This is a genomic window from Candidatus Eremiobacteraceae bacterium, assembly GCA_035295225.1.
Taxonomy (GTDB): Bacteria; Vulcanimicrobiota; Vulcanimicrobiia; order Eremiobacterales; family Eremiobacteraceae; genus JABCYQ01.
The window spans coordinates 92,700-106,247 of sequence record DATGJI010000058.1; the positions used below are offsets into that span (position 1 = coordinate 92,700).

General features: G+C 63.2%; 13 protein-coding genes. 8 read left to right on the top strand and 5 right to left on the bottom strand.

Features of this window, described 5'->3' with window-relative positions; all coding sequences use genetic code 11:
• The first annotated feature begins 63 nt into the window (after positions 1-63).
• The 6 genes from uvrA (at position 64) to VKT51_11795 (ending at position 7,764) form a co-directional block, all read left to right on the top strand.
• Positions 64-3,075, top strand: coding sequence for an excinuclease ABC subunit UvrA (uvrA, locus tag VKT51_11770; GenBank protein HLJ84843.1), 3,012 nt, complete (start codon positions 64-66; stop codon positions 3,073-3,075).
• A 128-nt stretch (positions 3,076-3,203) separates the two neighbouring features.
• Entirely contained in the window at positions 3,204-3,929 is a 726-nt protein-coding gene (locus VKT51_11775; GenBank protein ID HLJ84844.1) for a hypothetical protein, read from the top strand.
• Complete coding sequence (locus VKT51_11780; protein HLJ84845.1) at positions 3,926-4,282, top strand: PilZ domain-containing protein; 357 nt, start codon at positions 3,926-3,928, stop codon at positions 4,280-4,282. The genes VKT51_11775 and VKT51_11780 overlap by 4 nt, the downstream gene beginning before the upstream one ends.
• Positions 4,283-4,357: 75 nt before the next feature.
• Entirely contained in the window at positions 4,358-6,364 is a 2,007-nt protein-coding gene (gene ligA / locus VKT51_11785) for an NAD-dependent DNA ligase LigA (protein HLJ84846.1), read from the top strand.
• A gap of 30 nt (positions 6,365-6,394) precedes the next feature.
• Positions 6,395-7,192 carry a Cof-type HAD-IIB family hydrolase gene (locus VKT51_11790; protein HLJ84847.1) on the top strand — a complete coding sequence of 266 codons (798 nt, stop codon included), beginning with the start codon at positions 6,395-6,397 and terminating at the stop codon, positions 7,190-7,192.
• Positions 7,189-7,764: a cytochrome c gene (locus VKT51_11795; GenBank protein ID HLJ84848.1), complete on the top strand. Its 576-nt coding sequence runs from the start codon at positions 7,189-7,191 to the stop codon at positions 7,762-7,764. The genes VKT51_11790 and VKT51_11795 overlap by 4 nt, the downstream gene beginning before the upstream one ends.
• 77 nt (positions 7,765-7,841) lie before the next feature.
• Here VKT51_11795 and VKT51_11800 read toward each other — a convergent pair whose 3' ends face one another.
• Together VKT51_11800 and acpS are read right to left on the bottom strand one after the other, a co-directional pair.
• Positions 7,842-9,413, bottom strand: a complete 1,572-nt coding sequence (locus tag VKT51_11800; protein ID HLJ84849.1) for an NAD(P)H-hydrate dehydratase — start codon at positions 9,411-9,413, stop codon at positions 7,842-7,844.
• A complete protein-coding gene (gene acpS, locus VKT51_11805; protein HLJ84850.1) occupies positions 9,410-9,811 on the bottom strand; it encodes a holo-ACP synthase in 402 nt (133 codons plus the stop codon). The genes VKT51_11800 and acpS overlap by 4 nt, the downstream gene beginning before the upstream one ends.
• Here acpS and VKT51_11810 point away from each other — a divergent pair.
• Positions 9,701-10,426, top strand: coding sequence for a hypothetical protein (locus VKT51_11810; protein ID HLJ84851.1), 726 nt, complete (start codon positions 9,701-9,703; stop codon positions 10,424-10,426). The genes acpS and VKT51_11810 overlap by 111 nt on opposite strands.
• Positions 10,427-10,550: 124 nt before the next feature.
• Here the strand turns inward: VKT51_11810 and VKT51_11815 are convergent, their stop codons facing one another.
• From VKT51_11815 to VKT51_11825, 3 genes are read right to left on the bottom strand one after another with little or no spacing between them, the layout of a single operon-like run.
• Positions 10,551-11,105 (bottom strand): Uma2 family endonuclease, encoded by a 555-nt coding sequence (locus VKT51_11815; GenBank protein ID HLJ84852.1) that lies wholly within the window; start codon positions 11,103-11,105, stop codon positions 10,551-10,553.
• Between the two features lie 5 nt (positions 11,106-11,110).
• A complete protein-coding gene (locus VKT51_11820; protein HLJ84853.1) occupies positions 11,111-11,632 on the bottom strand; it encodes an NUDIX hydrolase in 522 nt (173 codons plus the stop codon).
• Between the two features lies 1 nt (position 11,633).
• A complete protein-coding gene (locus VKT51_11825; GenBank protein ID HLJ84854.1) occupies positions 11,634-12,200 on the bottom strand; it encodes a hypothetical protein in 567 nt (188 codons plus the stop codon).
• A 120-nt stretch (positions 12,201-12,320) separates the two neighbouring features.
• On the opposite strand from VKT51_11825, the gene VKT51_11830 reads away from it, so the two are divergent.
• Positions 12,321-13,535, top strand: a complete 1,215-nt coding sequence (locus tag VKT51_11830; GenBank protein ID HLJ84855.1) for a thiolase family protein — start codon at positions 12,321-12,323, stop codon at positions 13,533-13,535.
• Positions 13,536-13,548: the final 13 nt, after the last annotated feature.

A 13,548-nucleotide genomic window follows, 5' to 3' on the forward strand; every position in this document is an offset into this window, starting at 1 on the left:
TACGTCTTCAATTTGTTTTACCAAGGGCGCTCACGGGCGCAACCCGAACTTGTACCGTCCTCCATGGCCGATCGAAAAAATGGCAAGACGCCCCATCGCCACGCCGTGCCCGCCGCAGCGGTTCCGCAGCGCCATGGCTTGGATGCGATCGTCATCAAAGGCGCGCGCGAACACAATCTCAAGAACATCGACCTGACGCTGCCGCGCAATCAGCTCATCGTGATCACCGGGCTTTCAGGCTCAGGCAAAAGCTCGCTTGCTTTCGACACGATCTACGCCGAGGGCCAGCGCCGCTACGTGGAGTCGCTCTCGTCGTACGCGCGCCAATTCCTCGGTCAGATGGACAAGCCCGACGTCGACTACATCGAAGGGCTCTCGCCCGCGATCTCCATCGACCAGAAATCGGCCAGCCACAATCCGCGGTCGACGGTCGGCACCGTCACGGAGATCTACGATTACCTCCGGCTGCTTTACGCGCGCATCGGCGCCCCGCACTGCCCGAATTGCGGCAAGGCGATAACGCCCCAGTCGGCCGAGCAGATCGTGGAACAACTGTTGGCATTGCCGGAAGGTTCGCGCGTCCAGCTGCTTGCCCCGATGGTCAGCGGCCGAAAGGGCGAGTATCAGAAGCTGTTCGAGCAGGCGGTGAAAGACGGCTACGCGCGCGTGCGGGTCGACGGCACCATGCGTGAGTTGCGCGAGAAGATCACGCTCGACAAGAAGCGCAAGCACAGCGTTGAGATCGTGGTCGACCGGCTCGTCATCAAGCCCGATCTGCGCCGGCGCCTCACCGACTCCGTTGAGACCGTGCTCAAGCTCACGCAGGGCGTCATGATCGTCCTGCATTCGCCGCCCGGATCGCAGGCGCAGAAAGAGATGAATTTCTCCGAGAAGTTCGCGTGCATCGACTGCGGCCTCTCGTTCGATGAACTCGCGCCGCGGATGTTCTCTTTCAATTCCCCGTTTGGCGCCTGTCCGGAATGCACCGGGCTCGGCGTCAAGATCGAGATCGATCCGCGACTCGTGATCCCAGACCGCACGAAGGCCGTGCGCGAAGGCGCGATCGTGCCGTTCACCAAGAATCTCTCGGCGGGGATGAACGCGTTTTACTTCCAGCAAGTAGCCGCGATCCTCAAGGCCGAGGGCTACGGCATCGAAGTGCCGGTGAACAAGCTGCCCGAGAGCGTGGTCGATCTGATCTTGTACGGTCTGGATTCGAAGCGTGCGTTTACGTTCAAGACCAAGGCCGGCAAGAAGTGGACGTACGAATCGCAGTACAAAGGCGTGATCCCAACCCTGCAGCGGCGCTATGAAGAAACGTCCTCCGACTACGTCAGAGCCGAGATCGAGAAACTGATGACCACGGTCAAGTGCGCCGCGTGCGGCGGGGCGCGCCTGAAACCTGAATCGTTGGCGGTCACCATCGGCGGACTGAACATCGCGAAGCTCACGTCGATGCCCGTGGACCGCTCGCTCGCGTTCGTCCAGGAATTGCAGTTGAACGCGCGCGAGGAACAGATCGCGCGCCAGATCATGAAAGAGCTTCGCGCGCGGCTCGGATTTCTCGTCAACGTCGGCCTCGAGTATCTCACGCTCGACCGGAGCGCCACCACGCTTTCGGGCGGCGAGGCCCAGCGCATCCGGCTCGCCACGCAGATCGGGTCGTCTCTGGTCGGCGTGCTTTACGTCTTAGACGAACCTTCGATCGGACTGCATCAGCGCGACAACGCGCGCTTGCTCGCCACGCTGAAAACGCTGCGCGATCTGGGCAACACGTTGATCGTCGTCGAGCACGACGAAGACACGATGCGCGAAGCGGACTTTCTCGTCGATATCGGTCCGCGGGCCGGCAAGGATGGCGGCCGCGTTCTCGCAGCCGGCACGATCGGCGATATCGCGGCAAATCCGGAATCGCTGACCGGGCGCTACCTCACGGGAGAGGCCTTCATCCCGATCCCGCCGCGCCGGCGCGAGCGTACCGGCACCCTGCTCGTGCGCAAAGCAAACGCCAACAATCTTCACGATCTTGATGTAGCGTTTCCGCTCGGCGTCTTCACCTGCGTCACAGGCGTCTCGGGATCGGGAAAGTCGACGCTCGTCGAAATGGTGCTGCACCGCGCGCTCGCGCATCATCTCCACGGCCAACCGCCGGACGAGACCTACGGCAAGCTGATAGGTTTGGACAGGCTCGACAAGGTCGTCGTCATCGACCAGTCGCCGATCGGACGGACGCCGCGCAGCAACCCCGCGACCTACACGGGCGCGTTCGACCCGATTCGCGAGCTCTTCTCGATGACGCCGGACGCGCGCACCCGCGGGTACGCGCCGGGCCGATTCTCTTTCAACGTCAGGGGCGGGCGCTGCGAGACGTGCGACGGCGACGGGATCATCCGCATCGAGATGCACTTCCTGCCGGACGTCTATGTTCCGTGCGAGACCTGCAAAGGCCGGCGCTACAATCAGCAGACGCTCGAAGTGAAGTACAAAGGCAAGTCGATCGCGGACGTGCTCGAAATGCGCGTCGACGAGGCGGCGGATTTTTTTGAGAACCAGACGCGCATCGCGGGCAAACTGCGCACCATCTGCGATGTCGGGCTCGGCTATATCCAGATGGGCCAATCGGCGACCACGCTTTCCGGCGGCGAAGCGCAGCGCGTCAAGCTCGCGACCGAATTGTCGCGGCGGAGCACCGGACGAACGTTCTACATCTTAGACGAACCGACGACAGGCCTGCACTTCGCCGATGTCGCGCATCTGCTGCGCGTCCTGCAGCGCTTGGTCGACAGCGGCAATACGGTGCTCGTCATCGAGCATAATCTCGACGTCATCAAAACCGCCGACCACGTGATCGATCTCGGGCCAGAAGGCGGCGAAAAGGGCGGCAGGCTCGTGGCGGAAGGCACGCCCGAGGAAGTCGCGGCGGATCCGGCCTCGCATACCGGGCAGTATCTCAAGCGCGTGCTCGCGGATTCGCGCGCCCACATCGCCATTTCGAGCGAGCACGGGGCGGTCGCGGAGTACCAGCGCGTGAACGACGAACTGCTCCGCAGCCTCGAAGGCACGAAAACGGCCTAACCAAGGCGCCATTCCGCGCTGTGACGAAGGTCACGCCGGGGTCAAGTGGCATCGGTTTTTGTCCGAAGACTAGAAGGGAAGCGGATTCCCGCTCCTACCGTCTTCATTAAGGATTGCATCCGAACTCTATGGCGGACGCCTTGGGCGCCGAGCATGTTCCACCGCCGATAACATTGCCGGTGGTCGTGACCGTGCGAAACGCCGACCTCGGGCTCAATGAGACCGGTCGGGTCAAGCGCATCGACAAGACCGGCTTTGTCGCTACTCTCGCGGTGGCCATTCCCGACGGAACCGTGCTATTCACCACGATCGACATGCGCACGCTCAACGCGACCGCGCGCGGTCTCGTTCGCGTACGGACGCAGACGACCATGGGTGAGGGCGCCGGCTACGAGACCTTCGCCGATTTCATCGAGATCAACGATGACGGTAAACAGAAGATCGATCGTCTGATCGGGCTCGCCGAAACGCCGCCGCCGCCGAACGCGGGCGGGTTCAACTCGACGGGCGGACCGGGAGCCACGCGCAATTTCGCAACCGATCAGATCGGCGTGCAGCCGGTCTACTCGCGCGCCGTTCCTAACAGCCCGGATTTTTCCGTTGCGAAAGAACGCAAAGCGTATTTCGAACCGGCCCCCACGCGCGGCAAAGCGGAAGCGACGAAGAGCACGAAGTTCTGGAACAGCATCGGCGTATCGGGCTACACGGTCGCGATCCTCGCCGTCGTCGCCATCTTCCCGCAAGGGCGCGCATGGGAATACTACGTCTGGAGCCACTTCGCGTGGGGCGTTTCGCGGATGTGGTACTGGGCGTGGCATGTCGGCGACGTCAAGCTGTATAACAACACCCCATGACACACGGACACGAAGAAACGGGCTCGGAGCGCCGTCAGCATGACCGCGTCGCGAAAGCGCTGCCGGTTCACGTCCATCGGGAGCGTTCGCCGGAGTCATTTCCGGGCGAGATCGTCAACATCGGCGCGGGCGGTGTTCTGCTTCGGACATCCATGCCGATCGGCACGAACGATCTCGTCTCGATCGATCTCGACGTAGACGGCGAGAACGATCCTATCTACGTCTATGGTACCGTGGTGCGCAACGACGCTCGCGGCGTCGGCGTCTCGTTCGTCCGGATCAGCGAAGTGACGGCCGACCTCATCTCGTATCTCATCCGCAAGTGGCAGCGCGACGGAGCCCCCGCGGCGTAATTTCCTGGCCCCTTCAGATCGATCGTCATCGCCATGTAGGGCGGACCTTTATGGTCCGCCTTCGAAATTTTGCGCATGACCGCCGCCGCAGCAAAAAAGCGCGCCGCAGAGCTGCGCGCGCAGCTCGAACGCTGGAGCAGGGAATACTACGTCCTCGATGCGCCGAGCGTGTCCGATGCGGAGTACGACGTCGCACTGCGCGCACTCGCCGAACTCGAAGCGGAGCACCCGGAACTCGCATCGCCCGATAGCCCGACGCAGCGCGTCGGCGGCGAGGCATCAAGCATTTTCGCGCCGTACCGCCACCGCACGCCGATGCTCTCGCTCGGCAATGCGTTTGGCGCGGACGAGCTGCGCGCATGGCATGCTCGATTGCGACGGCAATTGCCGGACGAAGATATCGCGTTCGTCGCAGAGCTGAAGATCGACGGGCTCGCGATCGCGATCCGCTACCGCGACGGTCTGTTCGCGGACGGCGGCACCCGCGGCGACGGCACGACCGGCGAGGACGTCTCGCACAACTTGCGTACCGTGCGGGCCATTCCGCTCCGCCTCCACGACCATCCGCCCGCGGTGTTCGAAGCGCGCGGCGAGCTCTACATGCGCGGGAGCGAATTCGAGCGCTTTAACGCGCGTCGGTCCGCTGCGGGTGAACAGACGTATGTGAATCCGCGCAACGCGGCGTCCGGCGCCGTGCGCCAGCTCGATCCGAAGGTGACCGCATCGCGGCCGCTTCGATTCTATGCATACGCTCTCGGCGAGTGCGCGCCGCCGCTCGAGGTGACGACGCAGTGGGACTTGCTGGCGCGCCTGCGCGAATTCGGCTTTCCCGTCAACGAACACGCAAAACGCTTTGTGGATTTTGACGCGCTCGTCGCCCATTGCGAAGCCTGGGAGACCAGGCGCGCCTCCCTCGACTACGCGATCGATGGATTGGTCATCAAGGTCGATTCGCTTGCACAGCAGCGCCGGCTGGGATTTGTCGGTAAGGATCCGCGCTGGGCGATCGCGTTCAAGTATAAACCCGAGGAGGCGACGACCAAGCTGCTCTCCATCGAAGTCAACGTCGGGCGGACCGGCAGCATCAATCCGTACGCCGTGCTTGAACCCGTGTTCGTCGGCGGCGTCACCGTCAGCACCGCGACGCTGCACAACGACGATTACGTTCGCGCGAAGGATCTGCGGCCGGGCGATACCGTGATCGTTCGGCGGGCCGGCGAAGTGATACCCGAAGTCGTCGGGCCGGTACTCGAGGATCGCAAAGGCCGGCGGCTTCATACGTGGACTATGCCGACTATCTGCCCGGCGTGCGGCAGTCCGATCGAGCGAGCGCAGGGCGAGGCGATGGCCTACTGCACCAACGCCGCCTGCCCCGCGCAACGCAAGGAGCGCATCCGGCATTTCGCCTCGCGCGAAGCGATGGACATCGAAGGGCTTGGCGACAAAATCGCCGAGCAGCTCGTGGAAGCCGATCTCGTGCACGACGTCGGCGATCTTTATTCTCTGACCGCAGCGCAGGTCGGCGATCTGCCGAGGTCGGGCGAGAAATCGGCGGCAAATCTTGTGCGCAACATCGCCGAGAGCGCCGGCCGGCCGTTCTGGCGGGTGCTTTACGGATTAGGGATCCGATTTGTCGGCAGTCAGACGGCGCAACTGCTTGCCGGCGATTTCGCCGACATCGACGCGCTCGCCGCGGCAGACGAAAGCGAACTCGTCGAAGTGGAGCAGATCGGACCGAAGATCGCCGCGGGCGTGGCGCAATTCTTCCATGAACCGCACAATCGAAAAGTCGTGGAGAAACTCCGGCGCGCCGGCGTCAACTTGCGCGGTGAGCCGCGTTCGGCCGCCTCAGCGAGCGGCAAGCTCGCAGGAAAACTATTCGTCCTCACGGGTACGCTTGGGGGGATGACGCGCGAGGAAGCGGCCGCGGCGATCGTGGACGCGGGTGGCAAAGTCGTGGGTTCGGTCAGCAAGAAAACCGACTTCGTCGTGGCCGGCGACAAGCCCGGGAGCAAGCTCGCGAAGGCTGAGTCGCTCGGCGTGCCCGTGATCGGCGAAGACGAATTGCGCGCGATGTTATGATCGGGCAATCGCCGTGATCCGCAATTGGGCGTGATTCCCAAGCTGATCGCGCTGGACCTCGACGGTACGACGCTCGACTCATCCGGCCGTATCTCCGCTCGGACGAAACGTGCAGTCGCGATGGTGCGAGATCGCGGCATCGGTGTCATCATCGTCACGTTTCGCGCGTACCGGTCGTCGAAGCCGTATGCTGTGGAACTTGGTCTGCATGTACCCTTGATCTGCGTCAACGGCGCGCTTGTGAAGGACGCGAGCGACGATCGCGTGCTCGAAGAATTTCCGATGCCTGCGCACGCGTCCCAAGAAGCTGTCGAATACGGCGTCAAACACGGTCACGAGATGTGCCTGTTCGTCGGCGAATGCTACGTCGGCTCCGCTGCTGTGATCGCGAAATATGGGACCGGCTATGCACATCAATGGGAGCGCGCGGACGACCTCCGAACGGTCGTCGCGAAACAATCCACGCTCATGGTGCGTTATTTCGGTGACCATATGTTCTCTGAAGCGCGCCGCGACCTCGCACACCTGGGGATCGAATACGTGGACGACTGGCTCAACGACACTTTCGAATTGACGCTCATGCGCTCAGGTGTTTCTAAGCATTGCGCGCTCGCGCGCTTCGCAGAGCATCGGGGCATTGCGCGCGAAGACGTCCTGGCTATCGGGGACGGCGCGCTGGATGCGGGTATGCTGAAGTGGGCCGGTCGCGGTGTCGCGGTGGCGAACGCCGCGCCGGAAACGCTTGCCGCTGCAGACGAGATCTCGGGTTCAAACGACGACGACGGGGTAGCAGAGATTCTCGAGCGATACGCTCAAGGAGACCGATGATGATCCGATGGATGGCGGCCGGCGCCGCGCTGATCCTGGTGCTTGGCGTACTGGCCGCCTATGCCGCTCTTTCGTTCGGCCTCGTGCCTGCAAACGCCGATGCAAGGCCGAGTGCACTAGAGCGGTGGGCTGCCCGGACGTCGTTGCAGGCCACGGTCGCACGTGAAGCGAGCGCGGCCGCGAATCCGCTCCCCCTTACCGATGAGAACTTCGACGCCGGCATCAAGCTCTATGCCTCGAATTGCATGGTCTGTCACGCAGCGTCAGACGGGAATTCCTCAAACATAGCGAGCGGCTTGTACCAGCATCCGCCGCGCTTCGCCCACTTCGGAGTCGAAGACGATCCCGAAGGCGAGACGTATTGGAAGATCGCCCACGGAATCAGACTCACCGGCATGCCGGCATTCGGGAGCTCGCTCACCGATTCGCAGATCTGGCAGGTCACGATGTTCCTCAAGCATATGGACAAGCTGCCGCCCGGACCAGACGCGCTGTGGAAGAAACAGCCATCGGTCGCCTCAGCGACATCGAAGCAAGCAAACCCAGGGAAATCGACCGTCCGCAGCCCTTAGGAGGGCCGACTGGCGTCGGCCCCTTCATACCGGCCCGTAAGAGGGGCCGACTCGCGTCGGCTCCTTCAAACGTTCAATCAGACCACGCGAGTCAGGTAACCGTCGTCGTCTTCCTCGAGTTCGTCGAGCCACTTCAGCGCGTCTTGCAGCGCGGCCGGAATGTCGCCCGCGGTGATGCTGTGCTTTTCGAGCGACGCAAGATAGTCGCTCGTGACGCCGTGCCAGAACGCTGCGATCGCCGCGGCCTGCCGCGATGAGCAACCGGCAGCGAGCATGGCTCCCGTCATGCCGCTCAGCACATCGCCGGACCCGGCCGTCGCCAACAGCGCGTTGCCTGTCAGGTTGACGTACGACGCTTCCTTCGTGGCGACGATCGACCGCGGGCCCTTCAACAGCAGCGTCGCATCGAGTGATGTTGCGAATTCGTCGGCCGCTTTCATGCGATTGGCGATCGCGGCATCGGCATGCTCCCCCAGCAAGCGCGCGAATTCGCCGGCGTGCGGCGTCAGCACCGCCTTCTTATCTTTGATGATATGGGTGTGGCCCGATAGAGCGAAGAGCGCGTCGGCGTCGACGACAAGCGGTCGCGCCGTGGCTGCGAGATACGAGCGGATGATCGTCTGCGTGAATTCGTCGCGCCCGAGACCCGGGCCGATGACGACCGCGCCGGCGTGCCTTGTCGTCTCGAGCAGCGCATTGACGACCGTTTGCGCATCTTCGGTGGCGGGCCACGGCGCGAGGACAGGCTCAAGCGTGTGATAGCTGATCGCCGCCGCCGCGCTGGCCGGGCAGGCGATGGTCACATAGCCCGCACCCGCGCGCAACGCTCCTTGCGCCGCCATCACCGGTGCCCCGACGAAATTCGCGCTGCCGCCGATGATGACGACATCGCCCGCCGTCCGCTTATCGGCCTGCGGACTGCGATGCGGCAGCCAATAGAAGAATTGCTCCTTCGTCATCACGTGATAGCGCCCGCCGGATTCTGCGAGTACCGATGGCGGAATGCCGATATTCGCGACCCAGAGTTCGCCGACATAGGACGCTGCGGGATACAAGAGCAGTCCGACTTTCGGCGCCGCCATCGTGACTGTCGCGGTGGCTGTGACCGCCGGACCGGGGACGCCGCCAGACGACGGGTCGACGCCGGTGGGCGCGTCCACGGCGATCACTTCGCGACCGGCGATGTTGATCTCGTTCACCCAGCTCTTGTACGGCTCGCGTAAGGCGCCGCTCGCGCCGGTCCCGAGAAGACCGTCGATGATGAGCGCCGCTGCGCGCAGGCCCGACCGGAAGAACTCGGGCGATTGATCGCGCAGATAGCTGATCGACGCACCGAGACCTTCCATGATGTCGAGTTGGACGCGGCAAAGGTCGTTGCAGTCGCTGGCCTTCGCCGCCATGTAGACGTCGGGTTCGAAACCGAGCTGCATGAGATGGCGCGCCGCGACCAGCGCATCGCCGCCGTTGTTGCCCGGACCGGCGACGATCGCGATGCGGATGGGGTCGCCTTCCAGGTCGTCGACGAAATCGCGCGCGAGATCGGCGACGGCGCGACCCGCTGATTCCATGAGGATGGATTCCGGGATGCCGACATCGTCGACCGTGCGCAAGTCGGCAGCGCGCATCTCGGCGGCTGTGAGTGCGTTCATCGCGCGGCCACTTCCGCAGCGGCCGCTTTCGCTTCGTCGCCTTCCAAAATGACCACGGCCACGGCAGTGGACTTCGTGTGCGTGATGCTCAAATGCATCCTCCTGACGCCGCGCAGCGCCGGCAACGCCGATGCGCGTCCGAGCAATTCCATGTACGGCTTGCCGCTCCGCTCGTGCCGCACGCCCATCATGCGCCACGGAATGGCATGGCCGAATGCCTTGCGCGTCGCTTCCTTTGCCGCAAACGCACCGGCGAGCCGCTCGGCGAAGTGACGATGTTTCATCGCGTGCGCCATCTCCGCCTCGGTATAGATCTTTTTCGCAAATCGCGCGAGTTTGATTTCATCGAAGTGATAGCGCGCAACTTCTGCGACATCGATGCCGACGCCCACGATCATGTGAACATGTCCGGAGGACTGACCCGGAATCCGACCGAACTCACGGCGCGTTGGAGCGGCCGAGCTTGCGCGGCCGGATCGGTATTGGAAAAGATAAGTCTCGTTCCGATCAATGGAGTCGGATCCGGTTTCTGCGAACGATTGGCGCCTTGTCTGGAGGAGAGATTCTTCCATAAGTTCGCAATTGAAAAGCCGCTCACCCTCTCACCGACGCAAGCCAACCTCACGCGCGGTCAGTTCTTCCTCAACACGGTCTTCAATCGTCTTCTCGCGGCGTACCCGGCGCGCGACGGGTTTCTGCTCGGCATCATCGCGAGCGATCTGTATAAGACCTCGCACCCGTTCATCTACGGCGATGCGAGCGACACCGACCGCGTAGGCGTCGTCTCGACATTCCGGCTTCGACCGGAATTCACAAACGAGCCGCCCGACGACGACGCGCTTTTCCAACGCACGCTCAAAGAATGCGTGCACGCGCTCGGCCACTCGTTTGCCCTCAAGCATTGCCACAACACGCGTTGCGCGATGTATTTGAGCCATTCAGTCTTCGACATCGACGCCAAGCTGACGTATTTCTGCGACGCATGCGACAAACGCGTTCGCGCGAACCGCTGACCGGCAGATACCGGACCGACGGATCGTCTAAATTGCAAGGGTCTCATTGAAGGGGCCGACGCTAGTCGGCCCAGGTTCTCAACGCCTCGCGCCAAAAAACCCGGGGCGAGCGATGCTCGCCATACTACGAGATTGACGACGCGCGTGGCGGCGGTGGCGGTGTGAATAACTCCGCGATTTGGAGGTGGAAACCTGGGAGCGCGGCGTGTTCGAATGCGTCATCTGGGCCGAGCGATCGGCTGCCGCCACCCTCGTGAATCGTCATGCTCTGCGAGGCCGGATCGATGAGAGCGACGACAGCCGAACCTGAAGCTAGATAGACGCGAATTTTTTCCGCGATGTCCGCCGGTCGATCGCTCGGTGATAGGATCTCAACCGCGACATCGGGTGCGATATCTGGCTCTTCGGTTTCGAGCTGCGCGGCGTAGGGCATTCGAGCATACGACAGAAATGCAACATCCGGCACCAGTGGACGTCTCACTTCGTCGGGTGGCGCGATCCGAAATCGCCACTCGGTGCCCACCATCCCGGCGTGGGCGGAACGTGCCCATGCGTTGAGGGCGGCGGCGAACTGGATCTGTGCCAACGCGTGTTTCCGCTTGGGGCTCACTTTTTGCAGCGCCCGACCGTTGACCCACTCCAGCGCCGGTTTTGTTTCCGGCAGCGTAATTTCGCGCATGTCCACTACGAGTTCGCTCTACACCACGCGAGCGCGATCTGGGTCTTCGCATCGGGCAGCTCGTCAAGCTCCACCATAGCCCATGCTTCATTGAGATCGAATTCGCGCGCGTGCAGCACTTCCGTCGCCTCGGGTCGCGGAGTTCCGCGCGTCAGGTCTTCGGCCACGAACAAGTGCAGCCGCTCGTTGCAAAATCCGGGCGCCGTGTAGAACGTCCACAACTGACGGATCGCACCGCACTGATAACCCGTTTCCTCGGCAAGTTCGCGTTTCGCGCAGTCGAGCGGGTCCTCACCGCGCTCAAGCTTTCCCGCCGGTACTTCCCATAGCTCACGTCCGGTCGCCGGCCGCAACTGTTTCACGAGGACGATGGAACGCGGCGTCGGCTGTGCGATGATCGCAACACCGCCGTCATGCTCGACGATCTCGACATTTGCGCGCGCGCCGTTGTCGTATTCGACGTCGTCCACGCGCAGTCTGATGACGCGGCCTTCGAAGATGCGGCGCGTTCCGTGGATTCGGGCCATGCTATTGCATCAAGTTCGCATCCGCGGCAAGCCACGGATCGGCCAGGCCGAGACGTTGGATCTCCTTGGGCATCGTGCCGTGCGGATGCAACGCGAGCCACTTTCGCGCGCGAATCGCGAGATATTCGAAGTTTTGGTATTGGCTTGCGCCGCGCCGCCGCCGGATGATGGCAAGCGTCGGTTCGAGCAGATCCCAATAGACGGACGTGAGTCGTCCGAAGATGTCGAGAAAGATCGCCGAGTCCACGACGTCGTGTTTGAGCAGCGTCCCCATCTGCTCGAACCAGTTGAGGACCTCGATCTCCAAGTGCTGACGGTTGTCGATAAATCCGCGCGCAGCGAGTTCTTGCCTGAAGTTCTGGTCGGTCATGCGCTGGGGAAGATATTGTTGGACGTAGCGAAACGCTTCTTGCAGCTCCTTGTCGCCGAACTCGCGATAGAGCGCGAGGATCGCCGCGAGTTGATTGTTGGCGCGCATATGGCGTAACTGCACGATCGCAGCCACCGCTGTCGCCGCGATGACGACGAACGTGCCCAGCGCGGCGATGGTGTTCAGGTTTTCGGACAACGCAAGCATCCTTTGGCGCCAAGGCCGGGCGTGTCGCACGCGGGTGCGGCGCGTTCGCAGAGCGAATCACGTTCGCAGATCAGTCCGGGCCTGTCACTTCACCTCGACAAAAGGAAATCCATGCGCGAAGTCGTCATCGTCGCCGCCGCACGCACGCCCATCGGGAAATACGGCGGCGCCTTGCGCCACGTGCGGCCCGACGACATGTCGGCGCTGATCATGCGCGCGCTCGTCGATCGCGCGAGTCTCGATCCGCTCGACATCGAGGATGTGATGTGGGGCTGCAGCAACCAAGGCGGCGAAGATAACCGCAACGTCGCGCGCATGGCGGTGCTCGCCGCCGGATTTCCGGTTGACGTTCCCGGCACGACGCTCAATCGGCTGTGTGGGTCCGGCTTGCAGGCGGTGAACAGCGCGGCGCAGGCGATCGCGTCCGACTGCGGCGACGTCTTCATCGGCGGCGGTGTCGAGAGCATGACGCGTGCCCCGTACGTGATGCCGAAACCCGAGACCGAATTCGCGCGTGCACCGCAGCTCTACGACACGACGCTCGGCGCGCGCATGTACAACCCGAAACTGACCGAGGCCGGCTGGCCGCCGATCTCCATGGGCGAGACGGCGGAGAACGTCGCGGAGCGCTACCGCATCACGCGCGCAGAACAAGACACGTTTGCGCTGGCGAGCCAGCACAAGACGGGCGCCGCACAGAAATCGGGTGCGTTCGACGCTGAGATGGTCGGCGTGCCGCTGGTCAGCCGAAACGGAAAGGCGAAAGGCGCACCGCCGGAGATGTTCACCATCGATGAGCATCCGCGCGTCGATGTCACGATCGAGCAGCTCGCAAAACTCAAGCCCGCATTTCGCGAAGGCGGCAGCGTGACGGCCGGAAACTCGAGCGGCATCAACGACGGCGCCGCCGGCGTCGTATTGATGAGCGCCGATGAAGCCAAGCGTCGCGGCCTGCGACCGCTCGCCCGCATCATCACGTCGGCCGTCGCCGGTGTAGACCCGAACTGCATGGGCCTCGGTCCGATTCCGGCGACGCAGAAGGCGCTGTCGCGTGCGAACTTGCGGGTCGACGACCTCGACCTCATCGAATTGAATGAAGCGTTCGCAGCTCAGGCGCTTGCGTGCGCACGCGAGCTCGAGTTGCCGATGGAGCGCGTCAACGTCAATGGCGGCGCGATCGCGCTCGGGCATCCGTTGGGCTGCAGCGGTGCGCGCATACTCGTGACGTTGCTGCACGCCATGCAAGCGCGTGGCGCGAAGCGCGGCCTCGCGACCATGTGCATAGGCGTTGGCCAGGGCATCGCCACGATCGTCGAACGCGTTTGAGGCGGGGCTGGCT

What these genes read in the sequence shown, in the direction of transcription:
- uvrA (HLJ84843.1), top strand. Translation starts at nt 64, where the DNA reads ATGGCCGATCGAAAAAATGGCAAGACGCCCCATCGCCACGCCGTGCCC.
- VKT51_11775 (HLJ84844.1), top strand. Translation starts at nt 3,204, where the DNA reads ATGGCGGACGCCTTGGGCGCCGAGCATGTTCCACCGCCGATAACATTG.
- VKT51_11780 (HLJ84845.1), top strand. Translation starts at nt 3,926, where the DNA reads ATGACACACGGACACGAAGAAACGGGCTCGGAGCGCCGTCAGCATGAC.
- ligA (HLJ84846.1), top strand. Translation starts at nt 4,358, where the DNA reads ATGACCGCCGCCGCAGCAAAAAAGCGCGCCGCAGAGCTGCGCGCGCAG.
- VKT51_11795 (HLJ84848.1), top strand. Translation starts at nt 7,189, where the DNA reads ATGATGATCCGATGGATGGCGGCCGGCGCCGCGCTGATCCTGGTGCTT.
- VKT51_11800 (HLJ84849.1), bottom strand. Translation starts at nt 9,413, where the DNA reads ATGAACGCACTCACAGCCGCCGAGATGCGCGCTGCCGACTTGCGCACG.
- acpS (HLJ84850.1), bottom strand. Translation starts at nt 9,811, where the DNA reads ATGATCGTGGGCGTCGGCATCGATGTCGCAGAAGTTGCGCGCTATCAC.
- VKT51_11815 (HLJ84852.1), bottom strand. Translation starts at nt 11,105, where the DNA reads ATGCGCGAAATTACGCTGCCGGAAACAAAACCGGCGCTGGAGTGGGTC.
- VKT51_11820 (HLJ84853.1), bottom strand. Translation starts at nt 11,632, where the DNA reads ATGGCCCGAATCCACGGAACGCGCCGCATCTTCGAAGGCCGCGTCATC.
- VKT51_11830 (HLJ84855.1), top strand. Translation starts at nt 12,321, where the DNA reads ATGCGCGAAGTCGTCATCGTCGCCGCCGCACGCACGCCCATCGGGAAA.